20 protein-coding genes and 2 pseudogenes are annotated in these 17,670 nt (G+C 43.6%); 12 read left to right on the top strand and 10 right to left on the bottom strand.

All coding sequences use genetic code 11. From position 1 onward, the window contains the following. Positions 1 to 4: 4 nt before the first annotated feature. Positions 5 to 1,717 (bottom strand): acetolactate synthase AlsS, encoded by a 1,713-nt coding sequence (alsS, locus tag AXI57_RS02460; RefSeq protein WP_061669142.1) that lies wholly within the window; start codon positions 1,715 to 1,717, stop codon positions 5 to 7. Positions 1,718 to 1,875: 158 nt separating this feature from the next. On the opposite strand from alsS, the gene alsR reads away from it, so the two are divergent. Further along, complete coding sequence (gene alsR / locus AXI57_RS02455; RefSeq protein WP_061669141.1) at positions 1,876 to 2,772, top strand: acetoin biosynthesis transcriptional regulator AlsR; 897 nt, start codon at positions 1,876 to 1,878, stop codon at positions 2,770 to 2,772. 69 nt (positions 2,773 to 2,841) lie between these two features. Here the strand turns inward: alsR and cotH are convergent, their stop codons facing one another. Further along, on the bottom strand, positions 2,842 to 3,933 hold the full coding sequence (gene cotH, locus AXI57_RS02450) for a spore coat protein CotH (RefSeq protein WP_061669140.1): 1,092 nt from the start codon (positions 3,931 to 3,933) through the stop codon (positions 2,842 to 2,844). A 140-nt stretch (positions 3,934 to 4,073) separates the two neighbouring features. Here cotH and AXI57_RS02445 point away from each other — a divergent pair, with 140 nt between their 5' ends. The 7 genes from AXI57_RS02445 (at position 4,074) to AXI57_RS02415 (ending at position 10,599) form a co-directional block, all read left to right on the top strand. Then, the gene (locus AXI57_RS02445; RefSeq protein WP_081112737.1) at positions 4,074 to 4,718 is read left to right on the top strand and encodes a CotG/ExsB N-terminal domain-containing protein; all 645 of its coding nucleotides are present in this window, start codon (positions 4,074 to 4,076) and stop codon (positions 4,716 to 4,718) included. A gap of 199 nt (positions 4,719 to 4,917) precedes the next feature. After that, a complete protein-coding gene (locus tag AXI57_RS02440; RefSeq protein WP_003326649.1) occupies positions 4,918 to 5,538 on the top strand; it encodes a flavin reductase family protein in 621 nt (206 codons plus the stop codon). A gap of 260 nt (positions 5,539 to 5,798) precedes the next feature. Beyond that, the gene (locus AXI57_RS02435; RefSeq protein WP_061669138.1) at positions 5,799 to 7,886 is read left to right on the top strand and encodes a BglG family transcription antiterminator; all 2,088 of its coding nucleotides are present in this window, start codon (positions 5,799 to 5,801) and stop codon (positions 7,884 to 7,886) included. Between the two features lie 11 nt (positions 7,887 to 7,897). Continuing rightward, positions 7,898 to 8,164 (top strand): PTS sugar transporter subunit IIB, encoded by a 267-nt coding sequence (locus AXI57_RS02430; protein ID WP_003326647.1) that lies wholly within the window; start codon positions 7,898 to 7,900, stop codon positions 8,162 to 8,164. 32 nt (positions 8,165 to 8,196) lie between these two features. After that, positions 8,197 to 9,459, top strand: coding sequence for a PTS ascorbate transporter subunit IIC (locus AXI57_RS02425; protein WP_061669137.1), 1,263 nt, complete (start codon positions 8,197 to 8,199; stop codon positions 9,457 to 9,459). 15 nt (positions 9,460 to 9,474) lie between these two features. Then, positions 9,475 to 10,173 (top strand): D-allulose 6-phosphate 3-epimerase, encoded by a 699-nt coding sequence (gene alsE / locus AXI57_RS02420; protein WP_061669422.1) that lies wholly within the window; start codon positions 9,475 to 9,477, stop codon positions 10,171 to 10,173. A gap of 81 nt (positions 10,174 to 10,254) precedes the next feature. Further along, the gene (locus AXI57_RS02415; protein WP_003326643.1) at positions 10,255 to 10,599 is read left to right on the top strand and encodes a DUF4181 domain-containing protein; all 345 of its coding nucleotides are present in this window, start codon (positions 10,255 to 10,257) and stop codon (positions 10,597 to 10,599) included. Positions 10,600 to 10,607: 8 nt separating this feature from the next. Here AXI57_RS02415 and AXI57_RS02410 read toward each other — a convergent pair. Next, a pseudogene (locus AXI57_RS02410) lies at positions 10,608 to 10,928 on the bottom strand (gamma-glutamyltransferase); the annotation flags it as partial. 277 nt (positions 10,929 to 11,205) lie between these two features. Between AXI57_RS02410 and AXI57_RS02405 the strand changes: the two are divergent. From AXI57_RS02405 to AXI57_RS02395, 3 genes are read left to right on the top strand one after another with little or no spacing between them, the layout of a single operon-like run. Then, complete coding sequence (locus AXI57_RS02405; protein ID WP_003326641.1) at positions 11,206 to 11,682, top strand: chromate efflux transcriptional regulator ChrS; 477 nt, start codon at positions 11,206 to 11,208, stop codon at positions 11,680 to 11,682. Between the two features lie 13 nt (positions 11,683 to 11,695). Continuing rightward, positions 11,696 to 12,289, top strand: a complete 594-nt coding sequence (locus AXI57_RS02400) for a chromate efflux transporter ChrB (protein WP_061669135.1) — start codon at positions 11,696 to 11,698, stop codon at positions 12,287 to 12,289. Further along, positions 12,286 to 12,822: a chromate efflux transporter ChrA gene (locus tag AXI57_RS02395; RefSeq protein ID WP_003326639.1), complete on the top strand. Its 537-nt coding sequence runs from the start codon at positions 12,286 to 12,288 to the stop codon at positions 12,820 to 12,822. Before AXI57_RS02400 ends, AXI57_RS02395 begins: the two co-directional genes overlap by 4 nt. A 24-nt stretch (positions 12,823 to 12,846) precedes the next feature. On the opposite strand, the gene AXI57_RS02390 is transcribed toward AXI57_RS02395, so the two are convergent. The 3 genes and pseudogenes from AXI57_RS02390 to AXI57_RS22345 form a co-directional block, all read right to left on the bottom strand. Further along, positions 12,847 to 13,080: a hypothetical protein gene (locus AXI57_RS02390; RefSeq protein WP_061669134.1), complete on the bottom strand. Its 234-nt coding sequence runs from the start codon at positions 13,078 to 13,080 to the stop codon at positions 12,847 to 12,849. Further along, positions 13,077 to 13,262 (bottom strand): annotated as a pseudogene (locus tag AXI57_RS20605) (flavodoxin family protein); the annotation flags it as partial. The pseudogene AXI57_RS20605 and the gene AXI57_RS02390, both read right to left, overlap by 4 nt. Then, on the bottom strand, positions 13,226 to 13,456 hold the full coding sequence (locus AXI57_RS22345) for a DUF4986 domain-containing protein (RefSeq protein ID WP_326102001.1): 231 nt from the start codon (positions 13,454 to 13,456) through the stop codon (positions 13,226 to 13,228). The gene AXI57_RS22345 and the pseudogene AXI57_RS20605, both read right to left, overlap by 37 nt. A gap of 427 nt (positions 13,457 to 13,883) precedes the next feature. Here AXI57_RS22345 and AXI57_RS02380 point away from each other — a divergent pair, with 427 nt between their 5' ends. Beyond that, complete coding sequence (locus AXI57_RS02380; RefSeq protein ID WP_238380157.1) at positions 13,884 to 14,132, top strand: helix-turn-helix domain-containing protein; 249 nt, start codon at positions 13,884 to 13,886, stop codon at positions 14,130 to 14,132. A gap of 247 nt (positions 14,133 to 14,379) precedes the next feature. Here AXI57_RS02380 and AXI57_RS02375 read toward each other — a convergent pair whose 3' ends face one another. The 4 genes from AXI57_RS02375 to AXI57_RS02360 are packed head-to-tail and all read right to left on the bottom strand — an operon-like array spanning position 14,380 to position 17,322. Further along, a complete protein-coding gene (locus AXI57_RS02375; RefSeq protein WP_061669132.1) occupies positions 14,380 to 14,733 on the bottom strand; it encodes a hypothetical protein in 354 nt (117 codons plus the stop codon). Positions 14,734 to 14,745: 12 nt separating this feature from the next. Further along, a complete protein-coding gene (locus AXI57_RS02370; RefSeq protein ID WP_061669131.1) occupies positions 14,746 to 16,611 on the bottom strand; it encodes a ribonuclease YeeF family protein in 1,866 nt (621 codons plus the stop codon). Between the two features lie 18 nt (positions 16,612 to 16,629). After that, complete coding sequence (locus tag AXI57_RS02365) at positions 16,630 to 16,890, bottom strand: YwqI/YxiC family protein (RefSeq protein ID WP_003326629.1); 261 nt, start codon at positions 16,888 to 16,890, stop codon at positions 16,630 to 16,632. A gap of 9 nt (positions 16,891 to 16,899) precedes the next feature. Then, positions 16,900 to 17,322, bottom strand: coding sequence for a YwqH-like family protein (locus tag AXI57_RS02360; RefSeq protein ID WP_035175555.1), 423 nt, complete (start codon positions 17,320 to 17,322; stop codon positions 16,900 to 16,902). Positions 17,323 to 17,670: the final 348 nt, after the last annotated feature.

Genomic DNA, 17,670 nt, shown 5'->3' with positions numbered 1-17,670 from the left:
AGTGCTAGAGAGCTTTTGTTTTCATATGTTCTTCAAATTTCTTCGGAATCATGTCGCTCGCTAAATGAACGTTGTCGCTGTAATCAACCGGGATATCGATAATGACCGGGCCGTCTGTATTTAACCCCTTTTGAAGGACAGCCGACAGCTGATCCGGAGATTCAACACGCAAACCGGTTGCACCGAAGCTTTCCGCATACTTCACAATATCAACATTGCCGAAATCGACGCCTGATTTGCGGTTATATTTTTTCATTTGCTGAAATGCCACCATATCATATGTGCTGTCATTCCAAACGAGATGAACGATAGGCGTCTTAAGACGAACCGCCGTTTCTAATTCCATCGCTGAGAAAAGAAAACCGCCGTCACCTGAGACAGATACCACTTTTTCTCCCGGATTGACCAATGCTGCCGCGATCGCCCACGGAAGCGCGACGCCAAGCGTCTGCATGCCGTTGCTGATCAAAAGTTTAAGCGGCTCATACGCGCGGAAATACCGGGACATCCAAATGCCGTGTGATCCGATGTCACAAGTGACAGTCACGTTATCATCTATTGCGCTGCGCAATTCTTTGATGATATGAAGCGGATGCACCCGGTCCTTCTTCTGTTCTGCGGGGGCCTGTTCGCTCTCATTCAGCATGTCTTTCAACTCGCTCAGCATCATTTGGTCCCGTTTCTCTATATCAACCTTCAGGGCATCATGTTCAATATGGTGAACAGTTGTCGCGATATCACCGATTAATTCAAGCTCCGGCTGGTAAGCATGATCAATATCAGCCTGAATTTCGTCAAGATGGATGATCGTCCGGTCTCCTTTTACATTCCAGAATTTCGGATCGTACTCAATCGGATCATAACCGATCGTCAGCACGACATCCGCCTGCTCAAGCAAAAGGTCGCCCGGCTGATTGCGGAATAGCCCGATACGGCCGAAATATTGGTCTTCAAGCTCTCTGGATAATGTACCCGCCGCTTGGTATGTTTCAACAAAAGGAAGTTTGACCTTTTTCAGCAGTTTGCGGATGGCTTTTACCGCTTCCGGTCTTCCGCCCTTCATTCCTACCAATATTACGGGAAGTTTCGCCGTCTGGATTTTTGCAATGGCCGCGCTGATCAATTCGTCCGGTGCCGGCCCTTGTTTCGGCGTTGGAATCCCGCGAACGTTTTTAATGTTTGTGACTTCATTCACAACATCTTGCGGAAAGCTTACAAAAGCTGCACCCGCCTGACCTGCTGATGCTTCCCTGAACGCATTTGTGACTGCTTCTGGTATATTCCCTGTATCCTGGACTTCTACACTATATTTTGTAATGGATTGAAATAAAGCCGCGTTATCCAATGATTGATGTGTCCGTTTTAACCGATCTGCCCGTATGACATTTCCCGCGAGCGCAACGACCGGATCACCTTCTGTATTTGCTGTTAACAGGCCTGTCGCTAAATTGGATGCGCCGGGACCGGACGTGACAAGGCAGACGCCCGGTTTTCCGGTTAAACGCCCGACAGCGGCAGCCATAAACGCCGCATTTTGCTCATGCCGGCATACAATCAGCTCTGGCCCTTTATCCTGTAAAGCATCAAAAACCGCATCAATTTTTGCACCCGGAATGCCAAAAACATGTGTGACACCTTGCTCCACTAAGCAATCAACAACAAGCTCCGCCCCCCGATTTTTGATAGGGGATTTTTGTTCTTTTGTTGCTTTGGTCAACACCCTCACTCCTTATTATGCAGATTAAATATAAAATTTTAAATAAATCTTGTGATATGATTCACTATACACCCTTTGGAAATTGACCTCCAATATCAATTCGACTTATGATTAATATGTTTTACGAATTAATTACCAGAGAAAGGAATGCATAATCTATGGAGCTTCGCCACCTTCAATACTTTATCGCAGTCGCTGAAGAGCTTCATTTCGGCAAAGCGGCCCTGCGCCTGAATATGACTCAGCCCCCGCTCAGCCAGCAGATCAAACAGCTTGAGAAGGAACTGGGGGTGACGTTACTGAAGCGGACAAAGAGAATTGTACAGCTGACAGCAGCCGGCGAAATTTTTTTAAAACAATGCCGGATGGCGCTGAACCAGATTGATCAGGCGATTGAAATGGCGCAGCGAACCGCGCGGGGAGAACACGGGCATCTTGTCATCGGATTTGTCGGCTCAGCCACCTATGAATTTCTGCCGCCGATCATTCGGGAATATCGGAAAATGTTTCCCTCCGTCAAAATCGAACTTCAAGAAATCTCTTCGCACAGGCAAGAGGAGGAACTGTTAAAGGGGAATATTGACATCGGCATTCTTCACCCGCCCTTGGTTCATCCGGAATTACATACCGAAACAACGAAAAGCAGCCCATGCATATTGGCTTTACCAAAACAGCATCCGCTCGCTTTAAAAACATCTATCAGCATCAAAGATTTGGCCAATGAGCCTATCATAACCTTGGCAAAAGAAGCGTGGCCCACTTTGTATACGGATTTTATAAAGCTTTGTGAGGAGGCCGGATTCGTTCCGAACATTGTGCAGGAAGCAACCGAATACCAGATGGTGATCGGACTTGTGACAGCGGGCATCGGCATTACCATTGTCCCTTCCTCTGCCAGAAGGCTGTTTAATCTCGATGTAACTTACCGGAGCGTTAATGATTTTCAGCTCAAGGCGGAATGGATCATAGCATACAGAAAAGACAGCCAAAATCCCGTGCTGAGACAATTTGTTGATATATCGAAGGCAGTCAAAGAAGTCTCTGGGAGTATGTAACCAACTTGTTACTTCAGAAAAACGAAAAAAGGCGCTCCGTCTTCTGGAAGCCGCCCCGTTTTTTCAACATCATGATAAACGATATAATTCGCTTTTGATATATTTCGCACGTTCTTTAATGTACTGGCAAATGACATCAGGCTCCCGGTCAAAACGCTCGATATCATCCTTTTTGTATGGATCCGTCAGGACAAATGGCCTGATTTCTTCATGCAGCGCCATGACTTTCGGTTTCATATAATCAATTGTAAAATGCGTTTGAAGCGTTTTTTCTAAAAGCTGCTGATATGCCTTGCGGAAATGAGGTTCATCGAGAATTCTGGCTGTTAGTGTATTAAATCCTTGAATCCTTACATAATCGGCAGCCATCCGCTCCCCGTGTATATCTCTTCCCCAAGTCGCATCATAGTCCCAGGGAATGACCTCAAACAGACCGGTTTCACTGCTCCGGTACAGCGCATAGTTATGAACAAACCCATCATAATTTGAGGTGAACACAATGCCTGCAAGCCAGCGCAAATACTTTTCCACATCTATATGCTTTGTAATCTCTTCTTTAAATTGGGCTTTAGGAACTGTATTAATCTTAAAAATCATGTCCTGCAAATAGAAGTCATCCTCTTCGGTCCCCGTCTTCTTTTCATATCCAAGTTCAAGAGATGTTTTCGTTTCTTTTTCCAGATCGCTCATCAAAGAGAAATTAGCGTCATCATCAACCGCATAAAAAATGGCGCCCTTCGCTTCTTTCCGCTTCGCTAAAAAATGCTCATCCACTGACTCAAGCTCAAGATAGATCCCTTCATTTTTCCCATTTATTTTCACATATACATAATTCGCTTTAGGCGACAAAGTGCCCAGCTCTGAGAAGAAATCCAAGGACAGTTTATTTCTCATAAGTGAGGGATCTTTATACTCGGCATTCAAGTGAATTTCATGTGCGCCGCGGAATATTTTAGGCTGAAAAAACTCGATATGGTACGATTTTTTCTTGAAATCTCTGATATGCGATCCTCGATAAGCAATGTCAATATCAAGCCTTTTATGATTCACTTTCATCACACCCGGGACAGGATCATCGTCCCAAATATCTTTTTTAAGCTCCCGTAAATCTTTAGGATGAATAAACAGCTGATAAAGCGGTAAAGTCGATTGTTTTTCCATCCGGAGACCTCCCTCCATATTTAGGCACTATTATTTTTCAGAACTCAGCGGAACACTCATACACTTTTTACATCACTGCGTACTATGAGATTAGTAAGGATATTAATCCTTAAGCAAATGACAAAAAGGAGGGTTTCAAAATGGGCCACTATTCCCATTCTGATATTAAAAAAGCGGTGAAATCTGCAAAAAAAGAAGGTTTAAAGGATTATTTATACCAAGAGCCGCATGGAAAAAAACGCAGCCACAAAAAGTCGTACTGTTCTCACAAGAAATCTCGCAGCCATAAAAAGTCGTACTGTTCTCACAAGAAATCACGCAGCCACAAAAAGTCATTCTGTTCTCATAAGAAATCACGCAGCCACAAAAAGTCATTCTGTTCTTACAAGAAATCACGCAGCCACAAAAAGTCGTACTGTTCTCACAAGAAATCTCGCAGCCATAAAAAATCATTCTGTTCACACAAGAAAAAATCACGCAGCTACAAAAAATCATTCTGTTCACACAAGAAAAAATCTCGCAGCTACAAAAAGTCATACCGTTCACACAAGAAAAAATCTCGCAGCTACAAAAAATCATTCTGTTCTCACAAGAAAAAATCTCGCAGCTACAAAAAATCATTCTGTTCTCACAAGAAAAAATCTCGCAGCCATAAGAAATCATATCGTTCACACAAACACTTCTGCTCTAAACGTTCACGCAGCTACAAAAAAGACTATTACTACAGCAAAAAAGAATTCTGGAAAGACGGCAATGTTTGGACAGTGAAAAAGAAATACAAATAGCTTTACCATGAACTGAATACGTTATCAATAGGCTGCCGGCATACGGAAGCCTATTTTTCATTTTCCGGCTCGAATGTTTTGTTTCTCCCCCATATCAGATATATGTCACGACTCAGAATATGCAACCCTCCTTCGATTGTTTTACTTAAATGAGTTTGGTTATAATTAACACATACTAACACATAAGGTGGCTGATTTTATGTACACATTTCGAGCAGAGCAGCTCAGTGCAAAAGACACTTATAAATTACTGTCTGGAGCCGTTATCCCAAGACCCGTCGCTTTTGTCACAACTCTTTCTTCCGCAAACAGAGCTGTCAATGCAGCGCCATTCAGTTTCTTTAACGTCATCAGCTCCGATCCGCCGCTTCTCGGCATTTCCGTCGCCAGGGCAGAAGGCATTCAAAAAGATACAGCAAGAAACGCAATATACAGCGGTGAATTTGTCGTACATGTCAGTGATGAGGATATCATTGAAGAAATTAACAAAACCGCTGCAAGATTGAGCCCTGAGGAAAGCGAAGTTGAGCAAACCGCCCTGCATACAGCGGAAAGCGCCTGTGTATCAGTTCCCGGCATTAAAGAAGCACGCATTCGCTTTGAATGCAAATTAGAGCGGCATATCACATTTGAAAATGATAAAGGCTCGGTTACAACAGATCTGCTGATTGGAAGAGTTGTCTGTTTTCATTTAGATGAACGTGTATATGACAAGGAGAAAGGGTACGTCATCACCGAGGAATTAAAGGCTGTCGCAAGACTGGCGGGAAATCAATATTCCAAGCTTGGAGAGGAATTTACGCTGATCCGTCCTACTTAACAAATGAAACTATTATAATAGAAAGAACTAGTCAAAAAGACCTCCCAATGGAGGTCTTTTTGTTTAGCTTACTTATATCTCTTCAACCGGCTGAAATTTAAAAAGCGAAAGGTATGTATTTAACTGTCTTCGTGTTTGCACAAACCGATTGCACTGATTTGGTCTTATAAATTCCGGTCCTCCCCGGTACAATTTAATTAAGCACGAGCCGGATGAAGGACGGCAGACCGATATTACGTTGACATAAGGAGCTGATCATCATGCCTTTGGACCAAAGAAGTTCAGCAATTCTTTATCTGGTCATGAACACCAACTCTTATGTTACTGGCAGCGAGTTGACCGAGCATTTAAAGATTTCTCGAAGAACGCTGTATTATGACATTGAAAAAATTAACGGCTGGCTGAAGGAGACGGGATTATCACCGATTAAAAGAATGCGTTCCATGGGCTTCTACTTGGAAGACAACACAAAAAAATCCCTTTTATCAGAAATGAAAACGTTCACACATAACAGCTATGAATTTTCTCCCTCCGAACGTCAGGCAAGAGTCATCGTGCGCCTTTTAATAAGGAGCAGCCGTCATCTCCTGCAAGACTTTATCATTTTGAACAGAGTCAGCCGCAATACCGCCATACAGGATATGAAGCATATCCGGGAAAAACTGAAGACCTTCGGCATCGTACTATCTTTCACTAAGGAAAAAGGCTATTTTATGTCCGGGCTTGAACATCAAAAACGCAAGCTGCTGGCGGAATACACGAATAAACTGATGCAAAAAAACGGCAGCAAATCCATAACCGCTGACCTTTGTCCCGACGGAACCGCCTGTGAGCCGCTTATCCGGAAGATGCGTTCCATTCTGCTGAATTGCGAAGGCCTGCTTCAAATCAAATATGCCGATCACGTGCTGAACAGCTTAAGCGTTCACTTCACCCTATTTCTTATCAGAATAAAAGCGGGAAAGGAAATTGAATTGGACCAAGCAGAACAGTACGCCATCCGGCAAACGAAGGAGTACCGGGCAGCCGTCCAGGCATTTGAAACCGCTCATCTGCCTGCGGAAGCTTGTATTCCTGATCAAGAGCTGTGTTACTTTACGATTCACCTGTTAGGGGCAAAGATCAGCCAGTTTCCCTCATCCTGTCTGACAGCGGGCGAGCTGGACATTCATGACATTGCAGACAAAATGGTCGTGGATTTTCAGCGTTATGCCTGCGTGCTTTTTCAAGATCCTGAAAGCCTGAGGAAACACCTGACGCTTCACTTGAGATCTGCGTATTACAGAATCAAATACGACATCTCGAACAATGAAAGTGATGTGGCGGCCTCCATTCAAACAAAATACAGCGATATATACAATTTGACTAAAAAGGTCGTTCATCATCTCGAAAAAGAGGTCAGGCACACCATCAGCAGTGAAGAAACAGCGTTTATCGCCATGCATTTCGGCGGCTGGATGAAACGTGAGGGCGTGGTTCCCTCCAGCAGAAAAACAACCGTCATTGTCTGTCCCGGCGGAATCGGTACTTCAAAGATTTTGCAAAGCCAGATTGAGGACCTTTTGCCGAATGTCGATATTTTACGCACTGTCTCAAGCCGGGTCTATGAAACGATGGCGGTTGATGCAGACTTTCTGATTTCAACCGCACCGCTTCCTGACAGAGGCGTCCCTGTATTTATTGTCAATCCGATTTTAAATAGCCAGGAAAAAATCAGCCTGCTGAAAAAAGTGGACGCTCTTTCAGGCGCAGCCTCCCGTTTCCACCCATGCGCCCGCGATTTGATGACGATTATCGAAAAACATGCAGATGTATTTCATAAAAATGAGCTGTTACAAGAAGTTGCCGAATACTTAGGACAGCCGTACAAACACAAAAAGGAGGCGAATGATAAACCAATGCTTGCTGAATTAATGACACACCAAAACATCACAATGACCCACTCTGCCCGCAACTGGGAGGAAGCCGTCCGCCTGGCAGCAAAACCGCTTCTGGATGACGGCTCTATCACTCCTCAATATATTGAGGCCATGATCAACACGATCAAAACGCTCGGCCCCTATATTGTCATTACGCCAAAGGTAGCCATTCCCCACGCGAGACCTGAGGATGGCGTCAACAAGATCGGAATGAGCTTTTTAAGACTGAAAGAAGGCGTTTCGTTTTCAGATCAGCCCGAGCATACAGCCCAGCTGATCATCGTACTTGCTGCAATCGACAATGAAACCCATTTAAAAGCGCTCTCCCAGCTGACAAATATGCTGGGCGATCCCGAAAACATTCAATATCTAATAAACGCAGAATCGGCGGAACAAGTACTGACGCTGATTAAAAAATACTCAATATAGGAGAGATTCAGATGAAAAAAATATTGATCGTTTGCGGAAACGGACTCGGTTCAAGCTTTATTGTTGAAATGAATGTGAAAAAAATAATTGAGGAACTGAACATTGACGCAGAAGTCTCCCATACAGATCTCACTTCAAGCAAAACAGAAACAGCGGATCTGTACCTCGGCTCAACGGATATCGTGTCGAGTCTTGATGACGGCATCCGTACGGTAGCCGGCCTCAAAAACCTGCTCGATCAAAATGAAATCAAAGAAGCCATCCTGAATAACTTGTAAACAAAAAAAGACAGACAACGGGGGTGCAACGTATGATTGATTTTCTAATAAACGATTTCCTTGGAACTCCGGCTATTTTAATCGGACTTTTCGCCTTAGCCGGTCTTCTCCTGCAAAAGAAAAACGCGGCTGATACCGTGTCAGGCACACTGAAAACAGCCATGGGCTTTGTCATTCTCAGCGCCGGGGCCGCCATTGTCTCGGATTCCCTCGCCGTATTCAGCAGCATGTTCGAAAAGGCATTCCATATTAAAGGCATCGTTCCGAATACCGATGCAATTTCAGCGATTGCCCAAAAAACATTCGGAACAGAAACCGCATTAATTATGATTTTCGGAATGATTGTTAACATTCTGCTGGCACGGCTGACACCGTTCAAATATATTTTCTTAACCGGCCATCACATCCTCTACATGGCTTCGCTGATCTCTGCCGTGCTGATTACCGGCGGCGTCAGCGGCGTTCCGCTCATTGCAGCCGGGGCCATTATTCTAGGGGGGCTTATGGTTCTGTCACCAGCGATTCTTCAGCCTTATACAAAGAAAATTACCGGAAGTGACGATCTTGCCCTCGGGCATTTCGGCTCTGTCGGCTACTTTATCGCCGGTTTTCTCGGCAAGCGTGTCGGCAATACTGCCCATTCGACAGAGGACATTAAAGTCCCAAAATCATTAGGGTTTCTGCGTGATACGTCAGTCTCGATTTCATTGACGATGGCCCTTCTTTTCTTTATTGTCGCCCCATTTGCAGGGAAGGGTTACATTGAATCATCGTTAAGCGGCGGCAGCCATTATCTTGTTTATTCCTTCATGCAGGCCATTACCTTCGCTGCCGGTGTATATATCATTTTAGCCGGCGTAAGGATGGTGATCGCGGAAATTGTGCCTGCCTTTAAAGGCATCGCCGAAAAACTTGTGAAAGGCGCCAAGCCCGCTCTCGACTGTCCGACGGTCTTTCCTTTTGCGCCAAACGCCGTAATTATCGGATTTCTATCCAGTTTTCTGGCGGGGGTTGTCTCGATTTTCCTTCTTCCGGTCTTCAGCCTCAGTGTCATTGTTCCAGGGCTTGTCCCTCATTTTTTCACAGGAGCGGCAGCCGGGGTTTATGGCAACGCGACCGGCGGAGTTCGCGGAGCCGTGATCGGGGCGTTTGCCAATGGTCTCCTTATTTCTTTTCTGCCGGCGCTTCTCTTGCCGGTTCTCGGTTCCCTCGGGTTTGAAGGAACCACATATGGTGATTCAGACTTTGGCATTATCGGCATTATCCTTGGCTGGATCATTCAACTATTCAACTAAAGCGAGGTATACATGATGAAATACCAATTTTCGCCTTCTTTAATGTGTATGGATTTAACGAAATTCAACGAGCAGATTTCGATTTTAAACAGCCGGGCCGATATGTACCATGTTGATATCATGGACGGCCATTTCGTGAAAAACATCACGCTGTCTCCGTTTTTCATCAGCCAGCTTAGAATGATGACGAACCTCCCTATTGACGCGCACTTGATGGTCGAAAAGCCTGAAGATTTCATAGACATGACGGCTGAGGCCGGCGCAGATTATATCAGCGTGCACGCCGAGACCATTAACCGGAATGCATTCCGGTTGATCAGAAAAATCAAGGATTATGGCGCAAAGGTCGGGATCGTGCTGAACCCTGCCACACCGCTTGATTGGATCAGCCCGTACGTGCATCTGATTGATAAGCTCACGATTATGACGGTCGATCCGGGCTTTGCCGGACAGCCGTTTATCGCAGAAATGACAGAAAAAATCCGTGACGCTAAAAAAATTAGAGAGACGAATCACTATACGTATGTTATTGAAGTAGACGGCTCTTGTAATGAAAAAACCTTCCGCACGCTTGCAGAAGCGGGAAATGATATTTTTATTATCGGCAACTCGGGCTTATTTGACCTCGATGAAAATACAAAAATCGCCTGGGATAAAATGAAGAACATCTTTCAGCAGCAGACAAACACCGCTGATATAGGACACCCGGAGTAACTTCCGGGTGTTTTTTTTTATGAAACTTCTGCCCTGCCGCTTCGTATAAAAAAGAAAGACTTAATCGTTGGGGGTTTTTATATGAGTACGCTTCACTTTATTATTTTAATGCTGATCGCCGCGGCTTTCAGTATAGCCTTTCATTTCTATGCTAAGAAAAAACTCGGCATACATAAGCCGGGCTGGCGTTATAAGCCTGTAAACAGTACACAGAGATGGCTGGAGATTGTCCTGCTCATTAGTTATCTCATCGCGCTCATCTATTTTCCCACAGAGTATATGATTATCTTATTCTTTCTTTTGCTTAGCTCATTTCGCACCTTTATGGAATGGAAGTATGAGCCGGAAGAAAAACAATATATCTACAATCTGTTTGGCACGTGCTTGTTTCTAGTGATCTTTATTTATATGTGCATTTTCTTCTAAACGTTTCCTCAGACCCCAACCGCAGCCCCGTCTCCCCGCGGATCGGCGCCGCCTTGGAGAAAATGCTCATCATCTATCAAAATAGCTCCGGCGTGTCCCATCAGTCTGTCAAAATTACTGACGACCTCCACTACATGGCCGCTTTTTCTGAGCTTTTCTATCGTTTCCGGTTCTATCCTGCCTTCCAGCCTGAGCCCTTCATAATCCTCTCCCCACGTCCGGCCCCATACCCAGCGCGGCTCGTTGATCGCCTGCTGAGGATGCATTCCGTAATCGAGCATCCGGGTGATGATGGCCGTCTGAGTCTGCGGCTGGCCTTCACCGCCTTGCGCTTGCGATGCGATAATGCGGACTGACAACCATTTGCTTTGTTCCGATGATTGATTTGTTCATGCCAAGGCCCCTTTTTGAGAAATTTTCTTTAGTATAAGGAGCTTCCTTTCTGCCCTCTACTGATCAGGAAGAAAAACTGACGAACTATTTACTTTTCGAAAATGAAATAACTCATTTACATTCGTTAAGAAAACAAAATTAAATTTCTTCAAACGAAACGAATTTTATATGATAAAATGTTTTCTAAAAGGTTGAAGAAAGCAGGTGGAGCAAATGGGAAATGAATATCAAATTCCTAATCTCGTTGTTGATGATATAGATAAACAAATTCTGACCATTTTGCATGAGGAAGGCAGGATTTCCTATACCGATCTTGGGAAAAGGGTCGGTTTATCACGCGTCGCCGTTCAGTCACGGATTAATCAGCTCATCGAAACCGGTGTCATCGAAAAATTCACCGCCGTGATTAATCCCGCTAAAATCGGGATTCACGTCTCCGTGTTTTTTAATGTCGAGGTGGAACCGCAGTACTTAGAGGAAGTTGCCTTACAGCTTGAGGAAGAACCCGCGGTCACAAGCCTTTATCACATGACAGGGCCGAGTAAACTGCACATGCACGGAATATTTGCAAATGATCAAGAAATGGAAGAATTTCTGACAAAACGGCTGTATCCGCTGCAGGGAGTTGTCAGTGTCGATTGCCAGATGCTGATCAAACGATATAAAAGCCGTATGGGAATGAAGCTGTAAAGGGGAGAAACTGATGAAAAACCATGCTTATCGGGATATGACGGCCGCCATGGTGCGTACCGGAATATTGGGATTCGGCGGCGGGCCATCCGTCATTCCGCTGATCCGCCATGAAGCCGTTACGAAATATAAGTGGATTGATGATAATGAATTCGGAGAAATACTGGCAATCGCCAACGCGCTGCCCGGACCGATCGCGACAAAAATGGCGGCATACTTAGGCTATAAACTGAAGGGAACATGCGGTGCAATCATCGCAACAGCCGCGCATATTCTGCCGACCTGTCTCGCCATGGTTGCCTTGTTTGCGGCCGTTAACGTCTTAAGCCATTCGGCTGTTGTCGCAGGTATGATCGGCGCTGTGACGCCTGTTATCGCGGTGATGCTCGGAATCATGGCTTATGAGTTTGGACAAAAAGCGCTCAAAGGTTTCGGCTGGGTCACCGGCATCCTGTTTTTTATGATCGCTTTTACCGGCCTTCAATTTCTACAAATCAATCCTGGCATCGTCATTATCATTTTCTTAGCATACGGGGCATTTCACTTTAAACTAAAAAACAAAATATCCAATAAAAATAATAAAGACAAAGGAATGTCCGCCTCATGATCTTTTTATATGTATTTCTGGCGTTTTTTATCGCAAATGTTCTGGGATACGGCGGCGGCCCTGCGTCTATTCCGCTTATGTTTGAAGAAGTCGTGAACAGATACAACTGGCTGTCAAACGACCAATTCTCAAACATGCTCGCACTCGCAAACGCACTGCCCGGTCCAATCGCAACGAAGATCGCGGCTTATGTCGGCTACAGCGCAGGCGGATGGCCCGGATTTCTGATTGCGCTGATCGCAACTGTTGTGCCGTCCGCCCTCGCACTGATTGTCCTTTTACGTATCATTCAGCGCTTCCGTCAATCGCCGGTGATCAAAGGCATGACCCTGTCCGTCCAGCCCGTCATTGCCGTGATGATGCTCATCCTCACATGGCAAATCGGAGCAGACGGCATCAAAGCCATCGGATGGATTCAATCTCTTGTGATCGCGGGCATTTCACTCCTCGCCCTTACAAAATTTAAGCTGCATCCCGCTTTTCTTATTATTGCGGCGTTTTTATACGGCGGGCTTGTGGTTCCTTATTTGTGAAAAAGCACCTGTACAGGTGCTTTTTTATTTTGGTCCGGAGATCCCGTTTGTCATGCAGACCGTTTCTTCATCTTCATCGTTTTTGACTTTATACTTTATTTGTAAGGTGCCCCCTGCCATTCGGACAAATTGCTTATTTGTTTTACCGTTGTGCGGTTCTGTTTTAACATATGTCCATTCTGCAGATGATTGAAATTTCAAAGATAAGTATAATCCCACAGTCAGCATTCCAATGAGTATAGCTACTAAAATTTTCATATAAAATCACTTCTTTTCAATAACTGGCTGGCAGCAGACAATGCATGTTGATCGTGTAAAATATCGCCGGGCCGGTTGCCTTCTCCTAATACATAACCGCCAAAAGAAATCCCTATAAAATCGAAAATATATTCAAACTGCTGAATCAAAGGCAGTCCTTTTCTCGTGGGTTCATCTCCTCCGTGTGTTTTTCTTTTTCTTCATCTTTAAAATAAAGATATTCCTCTTCATTCATGAGATACCAGTAGATGGAGTAACGCTGATGATGGAGCTCATAAAACGGCACAAGCGTGATCTCTGCATGATTCGGCTGGCCAATCGGCTCCGTTTGAAAGACGAGTGACGTATCGTCTGTTCGCTTTATCCACTCTTCCATCTGTTCATCAGCCACTAAAACGGGAACATCAATTAAAGGATGATTATTTAATGCCAGATGATCATCCAGTATATCTGTTTCAGGAAAGTTAATCCTCCCCAATGCACCGGCAAGCACAACAGGTCCATACATAATCACACTTTTCTTCGGATCATCCCTCGCTTGATAGGGATGAAGATTCATGGGTAAGTCGATCTCAATGCAATCTCCTTTCAGCCAATTTCCGCGTATAACCAAGTACCCTTTTTCTTCGAACGCGTCTATCGTTTCCCTATTAACCGTTGCCTCTGATCGCACCACTTAACCAATAATGAACCCGGATATGCAAAGTCAGCGGCTCTCCCTTTGCTTTCTTAAATAACCAGCTGTATCCTCCCGAATCATTAGCCAAATCATTGAATCACTCCATCAGGACAAAAATAAAAAGTTGGCCAGCAAAGATATTGAAAACGCTTTAGGCATGAACTATGCCTACCTTTCCACCCTTTTCAGAAAACAAACCGGAAAAAGCATCACAGCATACAAAAATGAACTGCTGATTGAACAGGCGATTGATATTTTCAAAAAAAGCAATAAAAACATAACCGAAGTAAGCAACAAGTTAGGATTTTCTAATCCTTATTATTTCAGCAGAGTGTTCAAAAGAGTCACTGAGTGTCCCCGTCTGTATACTTAAGCCAGATATATAGGAACTAATTTTCTTGTTCGGAGGAATGTAACATGACAAGGACCATTTCCCTTTGATTTATTGTCTGTAACTATTAAGGCTCTTATAAAATAAAACATGGTATATACTGGTTAATTTCATACATTACCTTAGATAAATTGGAGGTCTGGGTTTTCTACAACAAAAAAACTTGCGACTCAGGTTCACAAGTTTTTTGTTTTGCTATTCAATAATGCATTTTTAAATACATGTTTCACTATAATTCATTATTTGCAACTCGATTTAGTATAAGTTCTATATTTTTAACTATTTCAATGTGACTAACTGACTGAAATTCATAAACAGGCTGTTCCCAATTCTCATCTTGTACCATGATTAGTTGATAATTACCCTCAGCATCTGCATCTGGATACCAGCCTAAATCAACCATATAGTTCTTTCTAGAGTATGTTAATTGCAATAAATCCTGTGAAAAAAACAACCACTTTTCATCTTCTGGAGCTAGATTTTTCGGATCAATTTCTCGAAAACTATTTTGATTTATAGTCCATCCTTTTGGAATTCTTAGTGCTTGTAAATTTACTTCTGGCATTTTTTTTATCTTTCTCATAAAAGCCTCCTATTACTTATCTACACCGAGTTGTTTTAAATACTTATCTAATCTACTTCCAGCAATCGGATGACCATGATATTCACCACCAGAAAACTCAGCTCTGATCCAACTTGTTGGTGTACCTAGATCATAGCCAATGGTTTTTCCTGCATCATAGATAAAGTAATAATTATTATTTCCATTATCAATAATATGACCTTTTAGAAGCGCTTCTTTTTCTAAAGCTTTATTATTAACATCCGGTAAGTACTGAGCAGCTTTTCCACCTGTCATACTAAAGCGTTTTGCTTCTTCAGGTGTTTTGGCTTTTACATGTTTATGTCCATGCGGAGTGAACGAAGCATTATTAAGAATCGTTCGCAGTTCTTTACGGCCATAATACCCACCATGTGCTACTTTATCGTGACTTTCAGAGATATTAGGCTTGTGAGAACTTCCCTTGCGACCACCATTACTCACCATCTTCACAATCCCAAGATCTTTCACAGCAGTCGTCCCAACATCGACACGAACTGTTGGAAACCCGAACGTAAAGCCATTCGTTGTTACTGGGCGTTCTGCGTAAACCCGGACGTTTGTTGGAACTTTGAATTGTTTTGCTTTTTCCAGGATTGTATTTGCTTTTTGAACTTTTGTATGGGTTGCAAGCGGGATGCCTTTGTCAATGTGTTTCGCCAATGCACCTGCGCCAACTAAGCTTAAAGCCGCTTCCAGCGCTCCTTGCTTCCGCTTCTCCTCAGACACTTTATTCCCAAACATATCCCGTCCTGTAACAGCTTCTGAGAATCCGTTTGAAGCAATAAGGCCGTATGCGCCCATTTCTGACATTTTGAGGATGTCTAAGGATTTGCCTGTTTTGTAGGCGTCCAAAGCGTGTTCTGCCGCGATCGCAGCTTTTCCGGTTTTGTAGATGGCTTTTCCGCCTTTGAAGGCGCGGCCTGCCCAGCCGACGACCGGTATGAATCCAGCCGCGGCCATCGCTCCAGCTGTCACACGTTCTGCGGCGGAGAGTTTTTCTCCGGTAACCGGGTCAACGCCTTCCGTCGCTCTTTTATAATCATAATAGCCGGAGACTTCACCGGTAAAGGTGCAAATTCCATCCCATGTTTTTTCGTACCACGGTTTGTTCGCTTCTTTTTCTGCTTTTTCCTGAAGCCGTCTTGCTTCGGCTTGCTGCTCTTTTGCCTCAATATAGGACGTTCCCTGTTTCTCCACTTCGATTACGCTTTTATAGACTTCATTGCTGTGGAAGGCTTTTTTGTCATAGTACATAGGGGTTGCGCTTTTTCCGTTGCTGGTTGCCTGCATTAAAACAGAATACTTGCTGAGCACTGCGTTATCCAGAGATTCTAAATTCTGATATTCAGTTGTCAGTGATTCATCAAGTTGATCGACTGCCGTAATCGTATCCCGTCTGACCTTCTGGGCATTGTCCATCTTATCGGCGTAATGATCAAGCGAATACATGTCCAGATCGATAATATCACTGATGCCTGACAAAATGGAATCGATTTCCGCTTTGTGGGCGGAGACAATCTCTGACGCTTTTAGATCTCCGTTAGGCAGCTCATGATCCAAAAACGAAGTCTCTACATAAGAATCACTGAGTTCTTGATCTTTAATGTCACCTGAAATGCCTTTTAAAAACGCAATTTGAGAGGAGACAAGCGTCAGCCAGCTATCAACGATTTCCGCTTGTCCTTGAAAGAAATCTTTAATATTGTCTGCGCCTTTTCCTTTAAAATCATCACCTAAATCAGCAACGCCTTGAAACGCTTTTTTCAGCGTGTTCAGCTGCTCTTCAAACGTTTCATATTGCTTTTTTCTCTTCTCCGCTTCATCTATTAAAGATTGTGATTCAAATACTTTGCTCATCGCACTGCCCTTTCTATGCTATTTTACGGCTATCGCCTCGTCTTGTTCCTTGAGTGAATCAACATTGTCTTTCGTATCCTCGATGTTTTTGTGCACCGCTTTCTTGTAATCTCCGAGCATGGTACGGATGTTTTCTTCTCGTTCATCGTACTTTGACGTATAGTCGAGTTTGTTTTTCCCATTGGAGCCGGCGGCACCGATTGTCACATCGGCCAGCGCATCTTTGACAGACTCCAATGTTTTGATCACTGTATCGTACTTCAGCTTAATTTCAGACATGAGAAAGAATCACCACCATTTCAGTTTATTTATTTGTTTGGCTGCTTCATCTAAGAACTCTTCTCCCTTAGCAAGCGTTTCGCCAGCAAGGTTTGCTGCGTACAATTCTCCGGTATAAAGAAGTTTATCCGCTTCAAGTCCCACAACCTTCATCTGTATCGAAGACATATACTCGTTATATTTATTATTCACAATCTTGGATGCTTCCGACTTGGCATCTTCTCTTCCCTTATCAAAATCATCCGCTTTTGTTCCTTTCCAGTGCTGTCCCAATTCCGGTTTTACAATTTCCTTAATTTCAGTAATTGCTTCTTCTTGCAGCGTGTCTATATCCTTTTTTGCTTTTTTCAGCTTTTCAATCTTGTCTTCTACATCGGAAATTTTTCCATTAAGCGAACTTTTGATATCAGCTAAATAGCTTGCATAACTCATCTGCATCACCTCTTCATACTCAAAAAGCCTTACGGAATGCTTTGTGATGATAGGCTTTTTCACGTTTTATTTCCATATATTATATTTTAAAATAGTTACAAGGCTGCTTAAATAGGGTAAAATGCTTATTTTACCCAGCTTATATGCTCAAAAACAGCCTAAAAACAAGGTATAAAGACTTGTTTTTCCACTTGATATCCCGAAACAGACAGAGAACATTTATAAAAAGGGTGAAAGTCGCGGTACAAAAGGCGCTTGACAATAAAAACAGAGGGATCATGAGAGACGGCCAGTCTCTTTTGTCTATTAGTTCTTACCCATTTGAAAAAAATGGGTATTTTCATATAA

The organism is Bacillus atrophaeus, assembly GCF_001584335.1.
Lineage (GTDB): Bacteria > Bacillota > Bacilli > Bacillales > Bacillaceae > Bacillus > Bacillus atrophaeus.
Note: the sequence above shows the minus strand (reverse complement) of the source record. Positions and strands in the feature narration are given on the sequence as shown.

Coding starts and splice junctions, on each gene's coding strand:
- AXI57_RS02415 (WP_003326643.1), top strand. CDS start 10,255: ATGAGTACGCTTCACTTTATTATTTTAATGCTGATCGCCGCGGCTTTC.
- cotH (WP_061669140.1), bottom strand. CDS start 3,933: ATGGAAAAACAATCGACTTTACCGCTTTATCAGCTGTTTATTCATCCT.
- AXI57_RS02445 (WP_081112737.1), top strand. CDS start 4,074: ATGGGCCACTATTCCCATTCTGATATTAAAAAAGCGGTGAAATCTGCA.
- alsE (WP_061669422.1), top strand. CDS start 9,475: ATGAAATACCAATTTTCGCCTTCTTTAATGTGTATGGATTTAACGAAA.
- AXI57_RS02430 (WP_003326647.1), top strand. CDS start 7,898: ATGAAAAAAATATTGATCGTTTGCGGAAACGGACTCGGTTCAAGCTTT.
- AXI57_RS02435 (WP_061669138.1), top strand. CDS start 5,799: ATGCCTTTGGACCAAAGAAGTTCAGCAATTCTTTATCTGGTCATGAAC.
- AXI57_RS22345 (WP_326102001.1), bottom strand. CDS start 13,456: ATGGAAGAGTGGATAAAGCGAACAGACGATACGTCACTCGTCTTTCAA.
- AXI57_RS02405 (WP_003326641.1), top strand. CDS start 11,206: ATGGGAAATGAATATCAAATTCCTAATCTCGTTGTTGATGATATAGAT.
- AXI57_RS02440 (WP_003326649.1), top strand. CDS start 4,918: ATGTACACATTTCGAGCAGAGCAGCTCAGTGCAAAAGACACTTATAAA.
- AXI57_RS02370 (WP_061669131.1), bottom strand. CDS start 16,611: ATGAGCAAAGTATTTGAATCACAATCTTTAATAGATGAAGCGGAGAAG.
- AXI57_RS02390 (WP_061669134.1), bottom strand. CDS start 13,080: ATGAAAATTTTAGTAGCTATACTCATTGGAATGCTGACTGTGGGATTA.
- AXI57_RS02400 (WP_061669135.1), top strand. CDS start 11,696: ATGAAAAACCATGCTTATCGGGATATGACGGCCGCCATGGTGCGTACC.
- AXI57_RS02365 (WP_003326629.1), bottom strand. CDS start 16,890: ATGTCTGAAATTAAGCTGAAGTACGATACAGTGATCAAAACATTGGAG.
- AXI57_RS02360 (WP_035175555.1), bottom strand. CDS start 17,322: ATGAGTTATGCAAGCTATTTAGCTGATATCAAAAGTTCGCTTAATGGA.
- AXI57_RS02375 (WP_061669132.1), bottom strand. CDS start 14,733: ATGAGAAAGATAAAAAAAATGCCAGAAGTAAATTTACAAGCACTAAGA.
- AXI57_RS02425 (WP_061669137.1), top strand. CDS start 8,197: ATGATTGATTTTCTAATAAACGATTTCCTTGGAACTCCGGCTATTTTA.
- AXI57_RS02395 (WP_003326639.1), top strand. CDS start 12,286: ATGATCTTTTTATATGTATTTCTGGCGTTTTTTATCGCAAATGTTCTG.
- alsR (WP_061669141.1), top strand. CDS start 1,876: ATGGAGCTTCGCCACCTTCAATACTTTATCGCAGTCGCTGAAGAGCTT.